General features: G+C 64.3%; 8 protein-coding genes. 6 read left to right on the top strand and 2 right to left on the bottom strand.

Features of this window, described 5'->3' with window-relative positions; genetic code table 11:
• The 6 genes from KA184_22065 to KA184_22040 form a co-directional block, all read left to right on the top strand.
• The coding region (locus tag KA184_22065) for a hypothetical protein (GenBank protein ID MBP8132275.1) at positions 1-1,032 on the top strand (1,032 nt) is incomplete at its 5' end.
• Between the two features lie 171 nt (positions 1,033-1,203).
• Positions 1,204-2,154 carry a TIM barrel protein gene (locus KA184_22060; GenBank protein ID MBP8132274.1) on the top strand — a complete coding sequence of 317 codons (951 nt, stop codon included), beginning with the start codon at positions 1,204-1,206 and terminating at the stop codon, positions 2,152-2,154.
• A gap of 164 nt (positions 2,155-2,318) precedes the next feature.
• Positions 2,319-2,579, top strand: coding sequence for a ferredoxin family protein (locus KA184_22055; GenBank protein MBP8132273.1), 261 nt, complete (start codon positions 2,319-2,321; stop codon positions 2,577-2,579).
• 62 nt (positions 2,580-2,641) lie between these two features.
• The gene (gene vorB, locus KA184_22050; GenBank protein ID MBP8132272.1) at positions 2,642-3,778 is read left to right on the top strand and encodes a 3-methyl-2-oxobutanoate dehydrogenase subunit VorB; all 1,137 of its coding nucleotides are present in this window, start codon (positions 2,642-2,644) and stop codon (positions 3,776-3,778) included.
• Positions 3,775-4,593, top strand: a complete 819-nt coding sequence (locus tag KA184_22045) for a 2-oxoglutarate oxidoreductase (protein ID MBP8132271.1) — start codon at positions 3,775-3,777, stop codon at positions 4,591-4,593. The genes vorB and KA184_22045 overlap by 4 nt, the downstream gene beginning before the upstream one ends.
• Positions 4,583-5,125 carry a 2-oxoacid:acceptor oxidoreductase family protein gene (locus KA184_22040; protein ID MBP8132270.1) on the top strand — a complete coding sequence of 181 codons (543 nt, stop codon included), beginning with the start codon at positions 4,583-4,585 and terminating at the stop codon, positions 5,123-5,125. Before KA184_22045 ends, KA184_22040 begins: the two co-directional genes overlap by 11 nt.
• Before the next feature lie 73 nt (positions 5,126-5,198).
• Here the strand turns inward: KA184_22040 and KA184_22035 are convergent, their stop codons facing one another.
• On the bottom strand, positions 5,199-5,684 hold the full coding sequence (locus tag KA184_22035) for a hypothetical protein (protein MBP8132269.1): 486 nt from the start codon (positions 5,682-5,684) through the stop codon (positions 5,199-5,201).
• The coding region (gene buk, locus KA184_22030; protein ID MBP8132268.1) for a butyrate kinase at positions 5,677-7,792 on the bottom strand (2,116 nt) is incomplete at its 5' end. The genes buk and KA184_22035, both read right to left, overlap by 8 nt.

The following is a 7,792-nucleotide window of genomic DNA, read 5'->3' as shown; positions in this document are numbered from 1 at the left end:
GGGGTGGGGGAGGGCGAGGGCGAGGGTGAAGGTGAGGGTGAGGGGGAGGGTGAGGGCGAAGGCGAGGGTGAGGGGGAGGGTGAGGGCGAGGGTGAAGGCGAAGGCGAAGGCGAAGGAGAGGGCGAGGGCGAGGGCGAGGGCGAGGGCGAGGGCGAAGGAGAGCTACCTGAATATGCCGTGGGTTTCCGCGCGTTCAATTTCGTGGACGACTCACGCGGGGGCCGGGCCGTCAACGCACGCGTTTATTATCCTGGCGCCGTTGCAGGCGAGAATGTGCCCTTGGCGCCCGGCGACAGCCCGTTTCCCGTCGTGGTGTTCGGCCACGGCTATCAGATTACGATTGAATATTACGACTATCTCTGGCAACACCTTGTTCCCATGGGGTATTTTTTCGTTCTGGCGGATACGGAGACGGTCCTGTTTCCAAGTCATGGCGAATTTGGGAAGGATTTGGCGTTTCTCGTCGATCAACTGCAGCGGGAGGGCGACAATCCCGCATCGCCTCTGTATGGGCGGGTCGCGGCGCGTTCCGCGGTGATGGGTCATAGCATGGGCGGCGGCGCGAGCTTTCTCGCCGTGCCGCACAGCGCCAACATCACGACGGTGGTCACGCTGGCTGCGGCAAACACGAATCCGTCGGCCATCGACGCGGCCGCGGGCATTAGCATTCCCGCGCTGGTCCTGGCAGGCGCTTCGGATTGTGTTGCGCCGCCCGGTTCGCACCAGATTCCTATGTTTAGTGCGCTGGCTTCCCCATGCAAGTACTACATTGCCGTTACCGAGGGAAGCCACTGCCAATTCGCGCAAGGTTCCGGGCTCTGCGAGCTTGGGGAAGGCTTTGCCTGTCCGTTCCGGCAATACGTGGCGGATGCGACACAGAAGACGCTCACGCTTACCTTTACGGGCGCATGGCTGGACTTCCATCTCAAAAACCGTGTTTCCGCGGCCACGACGTTGCTGGAGAACCTCAGCGCCGAGGAAGCCTCCGGTCGCATTGCCTGCTCAGGCGGGTGCCCCGCGCCCGCATCATAGTGCGCTGCGATCCCCCGTATCGGGGAACGGCGCCGAAGCCCGGGGGGGGCCTCCAGGGGGAGCCGGCACGCTGGACCAACATACCGCAGGCGTTGACCTGCCCCTGGAATTCGTGCCACGATGCGGCGGGCGCGTCGTTCGTTATCTGCGACGCGGGAGAGGAACGGAACCATGGAGAAACCCGTTATGAGCCGGCGCGATTTTGTCCAACACGCAGTCGTCGGAGCAGTTGCGGCCGGCGTGCTGCGCCACGCTGCCGCGGGGGAGGCGCCGTCCGCGCCGCTGCGGCTTGGCGGCCCGATATTCGCGAAGACCGAAAGCCCCGAGGAACTGGCACGGGCCCACCGCGCGTTGGGATATCGGGCGGCGTATTGCCCGAATGTGCCGTCCGGCGACGCAGACCGGATTCGCGCGTTCGCGGAGGCGTTCGCCAGGCATGACGTAGTGATTGCAGAAGTGGGACGCTGGTGCAATCTCATGGAAGCGGATGGGGAGAAGCGCCGCAAGAACCTGGACAACGTGATCGACGGGCTTGCGCTCGCCGAGGCCATAGGCGCGCGCTGCTGCGTAAATATCGCGGGTTCCTGTCACCCGGAAGTCTGGTACGGCCCGCACCCGGACAATCTGTCCGCCCGTTTTTTCGATGCGGCGGTCGAAAACGCCCGCGCTATCATCGACGCGGTGCAACCGGTGCGCGCCAAGTTCGCCTACGAAATGATGGGCTGGTCGCTGCCGGACAGCCCGGACGCGTATCTGCGCATGGTGCAGGCTGTGGACCGCAAGGCCTTCGCCGTGCACCTCGACCCGTGCAACCTCGTGAACTGTCCGGAACGCTTTTACCGTAACACGGACCTGCTCAACGAGTGCTTTGACAAGCTCGGCCCGTGGCTCGTCAGCTGCCACGCGAAAGACCTGACGTGGGACGTCGAGATGAACGTGCATTTCCGCGAGGTGGCGCCGGGCGCGGGCGCGCTCGATTACACCACGTACCTCAAGCGGCTCGCCGCGCTGCCTGACCCACCGCCGCTGATGCTCGAGCATCTGTCCGGCGAGGAAGAATACGACGCTGCCCGGCGGCACATCCTCGGGCTTGGTGGCCAGCTCGGCATGCGGTTCGAATAATCTGGGAGTACTTCGACATACCGAATCGGCCATGTTTCGCGTTGCGGCTGCCGCTGCACCTGAGCGCCTTTCTCCTGTTGTTTGCTGGGTTTGCGGATCAGGCCGACGGTCGTTTTCTTGCATTCGTGCATGGTTTTTTGATAGTGTTCGGTCTTCTGATCCAAATGGCGGCGGAACGTGACGTGAACGAAATCATTATCGATAGTGAACGGTGCAAGGGCTGCTATCTGTGTATAGACGCATGCTCGAAAAACTGCATCGAGAGAAGCGGGCGGCCGAATGCCGCCGGCAATTACCCGGCTCAATTCGTGGCAGACTCCGGGTGCCTCGCGTGCGCGTTGTGCGCGCTGGTCTGCCCGGATGTGGCCATAAAAGTCCTGCGGCACGTGGAAAAGGCGGTATTGGCCGGGAACGCGACCGCGTGAAAGGGTAGTAGTCCGTGGGTGAGCGCGGGGGCAAGCGTGTCCTCGAAAAAGGCAACGTCGCCATGGCCGAAGGGGCCGTGCAGGCGGGTTGCCGGTGTTACTTCGGATATCCCATTACCCCGCAGAACGAAGTGCCTGAATACCTCTCGAAACGGCTGCCGGAAGTAGGCGGCGTCTTCCTCCAGGCGGAAAGCGAAATTGCCAGCATCAATATGGTGCTGGGCGCGGCGTCGACAGGCGTGCGCGCAATGACGAGTTCCTCCAGTCCGGGCATCTCGCTGATGCAGGAGGGCATTTCCTTCCTCGCGGGCAGCCAGTTGCCGGCGCTGATTGTGAATGTCCAGCGCTGCGGGCCGGGGCTTGGTGGCATCAAGACGACCCAGGGCGACTATTATCAGGCGACGCGCGGAGGCGGCCACGGTGATTACCGGACGATCGTGCTCGCGCCCTGGTCCGTGCAGGAGATGTACGATTTCCCGTTCCTGGCGTTTGAACTGGCGGAGAAATACCGCAACCCCGTGTTGATGCTTCCGGATGCCGTGCTCGGTCAGATGAAGGACGGCGTGGTGATGACGCCGCCCGGCCCGGTCATTACGTATACAAAAGATTACGTGACGGACGGCGCAAGAGGCCGCCCGGCGCGCAATATCCGCAGCATGTATCTCGAAGGCGACGACCAGGAACTGCTCAACTATGTGCTGCGCGAGAAGTACCGGGCCATCGAGGAACATGAGCAGCGGCACGTGGAGTTTGACACCGGCGACGCGGATACCGTCATCGTGGCCTACGGTACTTCGGCGCGGCTCTCGTTGTCGGCGGTGCAGCGCGCGCGCGAGGAAGGCTTGCGCGTGGGGCTGTTCCGTCCTGTCACGTTGTGGCCGTTCCCGGCGCGGGCTTTGCGGGCGCTGGCGCAACGGGTCCGCCGCTTCCTTGTTGTCGAGATGAGTCTCGGACAGATGATCGACGATGTCCGGGCCGCGCTCGGGCCGGATGTTCGGGTCGACTTTTGCGGGCGGCCCGCGGGCGGCGTGCCCAGTCCGCGCGAGATCCTCGCGTATCTGCACGGAAGCGGCGTGGACAAGGGCGCGGAATGGGCGGACAAGGTGGATGCGGCGCGGGGCCATTACCGGTGGTGGCGCGATGGCGCGCTCCAGCCGCGCGAAGTGAACCCAACCGGAATCAAAGGCCCCAACCTATGAGTGAAGCCGTTTTTGACCGTCCCCGGTACTTGTGCGACGTCGTGACGCATTACTGCGCGGGTTGCACGCACGGCACGGCGCACCGGATCGTTGCGGAAGCGATCGAGCATTTCGGCGTCGGCGAAAGGACCGTTGCGGTCGCGCCCGCCGGATGCAGCGTCATGTTGTACAAGTATTTCGACGTCGATTCGATCGAGGCGCCGCACGGGCGCGCGCTCGCGCTCGGCACGGGCATCAAGCGGGCCCGGCCCGACCTTTTTGTGTTCACGTATCAGGGGGACGGCGACCTTGCCAGCATCGGCCTGTGCGAGACGATGCACGCGGCCAACCGCGGCGAGGGAATCTCGGTCATCTACGTCAACAATGCCGTTTACGGGATGACCGGCGGTCAGATGGCGCCGACAACGCTGCTCGGCCAGCGCACGACCACGACGCCCGCGGGGCGTAAGCACGACAACGAAGGGCATCCGCTGAAGATGGCGGAAATGATGGCCACGCTCGACGGTGTCCTGTATTCGGAGCGCGTCGCGCTGTACGACCCGAAACAGATACGCCGCGCGCGCAAGGCGATTTTTCACGCGTTTGAAATCCAGATCAAGTACAGCGGATTTGGTTTTGTCGAGGTTTTGTCGGCCTGCCCGACGAATCTCCATCTCGATGCAATTCAGTCGCAGAAGTGGGTGGAAAACGAGATGTGTCAGGTGTTCCCGCTCGGCCTGTTCAAGGACGTGGCCGGGAAGGTCCCCGAGAGACCCATGGCCGGCCAAGAGCCGGAAATCAACGGCGTCAGCCAAGGCACCTGCCATGCTGTTTGAGTTCACGATGGCGGGCTTTGGCGGACAGGGTATCCTATACATGGGCGATGTGCTTGCCCAAGCCGCGCTTCGCGAGGGGTTGAATGCCACATTCCTGCCTACGTACGGCGCGGCTATGCGTGGCGGTACGGCCAATTGCGTCGTGTTTATCTCGGACGAAGAAATCGGCGCGATGACACTCGACCAGCCTAGTGCGGCCGTGCTGATGAACCAGGCGTCTCTCGACAAGTTCCAGGCCGTGGTGCGGCCCGGCGGCCTGCTTGTCGCGAACACGAGTCTCGCCGATTCCTCGACGTTGCGCCGAAGCGATCTGCGCGTCGTGTGGATTCCCGCTACCCAGATTTCAAAGGAGACCGTGGGCACGGAACGCTCGGCGAACATCGTTGCGCTGGGCGCCTTGCTGAAAGCGGAGCCCGTCGTCAAGGTCTCAACGATCGAGGACATCTTCAAGGACGGCGCCACGGGCAAGCGCGCCGCCATGCTCGAGAGCAACCGCGCGGCGTTCCGCGCTGGACTCGACTTCGGAACCTGACAAGCCGGCCGCTTCGCGCGCGGCCGCGGAAACGGCTTCACCCGTTCTTTCAGCCGCGTCCGTACCTTTCGTGCTACAGTCCTATCACGGAATAGACGATGTCCTGGATGACGCCTTGCGTTGCGAGCCGTTCCAGCACGGGGTCCAGTTCGCTGGGCGAGCCCGCCAGAAAATAGGTCCAGGTTCCGTCGCCGGAATTCACGATTTCACAGGTCAGAAAGGTCTGTTCGCCGGCAACGTCATGCGGGGCGAGACGCCGGTTCGTGGTGATAATCGCCGACTTGCGCAGGTTCTGAGAGTTGTAGGGGTGTTCTTCAAGGCCCGTTATCTTGCTGAGCCGGCGGACCTTCCGGACCATGATGTCCCTCTCGCGTTCGTCGCACCAGAAGGTCATGACGACGCTGCCGTCCACGCCCGCGTGTTCTTCGAGGCCGTGTCCGACGACGGTGTCGATGCTGATTCCTTCGTTGCTGAATGCGGAGGCTATGCTGGTCAGGGCGCCGGCGCGGTCCAGAACATGCGCGCGGAACACCCAGTGCCGTTTTCCGGTGTCACTCATGTGGGTTTCCTCCTTCCCCGTCGTTGTCTGGCCCTCCCCAGGCGTATCGTTTCGGCGGGGCTTCGCCGGTGAGCGCGGCGAGCGCGCCCGCGGCGAGCGCTTCCATTTCGAGCGGTTCGTCGAAGATCAGAATGGGCGCGAGCCGGCCTAACCGCTTGCGCAATTCGTTGCGGATGCGCTCGGACCGAACCATGCCGCCGGTAAACACGATCGCTTCTATATCGCAGCCCGCGGCGACATGCATGGCGCCGACCTCCTTCGCGATCTGGTACGCCATGGCCTCGACGATCAGCCGCGCATGGCCGTCGCCCGCGCGGATGCGCTCTTCGATCGCGTCGAGCCGGTGTTCGCCGAGGTAGGACTGGAGCCCGCCGCGCCTGGTCAGTTCTTCAAAGAGTTCCTCGCGCGTGAAGCGCCCACTGAAACAAAGGTCAATCAATTCCGAAGCGGGCAACTGCCCGGCCCGCTGCGGCGTGAACGGCCCGCCGCCGAGAAGCGAGATGTTGCTGTCGGCCATGCGGCCGTGGCGCACGGCGGCAATGGTCACGCCGCCGCCGAGATGGGCGACCACGAGGTTGATTTCTTCCAGCGGTCGGCCCACGGTCTGCGCTGCCTTGCGGCTCGCGGCGCGCACGCTCAGCGCGTGCGATACGTCGCGCCGCGCAATCCCGGCATACCCGGAGATTTCGGCTTCGGGCGTGAATTCGTCAACGACCACCGGGTCCACCGTGTACGCCGGCGCCTGGAGCGTCCGGGCCAGTATTGCGGCGACGGGGATGCCCAGATTGCTCGCGTGATGCTTCTCCGGGTGCTCAAGCACCGCGTCGACGAGCGCTTTGTTGACCGTTACGGCGCCGTTCTGGACCTCCGCGATGGCGTATGCGCCGCCGGACAGCTTACCCGGCGGGCGCGGCACAAATCCGCCCCGCGCCGCGACGGCGTCCACGTGCTTCCAGTCAGCGGCGTCGAGCGCATCCAGGACCCGTTGCGCCAGTTCAGCGGCCTGATTCCGCCGTTCCTCTACGGTCAGGACGTTGGGAACGGCGTACTCGGACTCCAACTGCTCCACGCAGTGATCATTTTCGAACAACGCGATTTTAGTGGACGTCGAGCCGGGGTTGACGGCCACGATGCGATAGAGGCGCCGGTGCGCCGGCGCCGCAACGGGCCTGGGCTGTTCACCGAGCCCGCGCTGGGCGTAGATCGCGCCGAGCGCGAGGGAATTCAGGCGCGTCTCGAGCGCGTCGGAGCGCGAAAGGAGCACGTAGGGTTTGGGAAAGCCCATGATGATATTCGCGAGCGAGGCCTCGCCGTATTTGATCAAGGCGCTGACCATTTTGTAGATGACGTTGCCGGAGTCGATGCAGGGGCACACGAGGATGTCGGCTCGCCCGGCCACTTCACGTGCGCCCGGCACATCGGGCAGGCCCTTGGACGCGACCGCGCGGGGATCGGTGGCCAAGTCCAGCGACAACGGGCCGTAGACGAACGCGTCGGGCCATCCGCGGCGCGTGAATTCCGCGCCCAGTTGCGTGGACGGCAGCGTGGGCAGGATCTTTTCGTTTGCGGAGAGCAGCGCCACGCGGGGCCGGTCGATTTGCATGACGCTGCGCGCCACATCGACCGCGTTGCGGATCAGCCCGGCGACTCGTGCGTACGTGCACACGGTAGTAACGCCGGCATCGGTGAGGATCATCGGGCGCCCGTTCGAAATGGGCGCGGCGTCGAAAATCGAGACGAGACTGACGGTGGAACGTATCGCGAGCGGCAGCATATGACGATGCAGCACGTGTGTGGGCGTGCTCCCCTTGAGCACCATCTCCGCCGCGCCGGACCTCACGTGCTCCACGGTCGCGGCCGCCGCCTCCTCGTCGCTTCCGGCGGCGACGATGTCGTGTTCCGGCACGTCGATGCCCACCTTCTCGACGGCTTCCGCGATGCGCTGTTTCCTGCCGACGAGAACGATGCGGTCGATGATGCCGTGGTCGCGGGCCGACTCGACGAGGAGCAGGTCTTCGACGCGTTCCCCACCCGCCATGACGGCCGCCAGCGGGCGCAGCGACCCGGCGATCTCGACCAGGTCGACTACTCTCTCAAAGCCCTTGCCT

The sequence above is a fragment of the Candidatus Hydrogenedentota bacterium genome (genome assembly GCA_018005585.1).
Lineage (GTDB): Bacteria > Hydrogenedentota > Hydrogenedentia > Hydrogenedentales > JAGMZX01 > JAGMZX01.
This window is presented reverse-complemented; position numbering and strand designations above follow the sequence as displayed.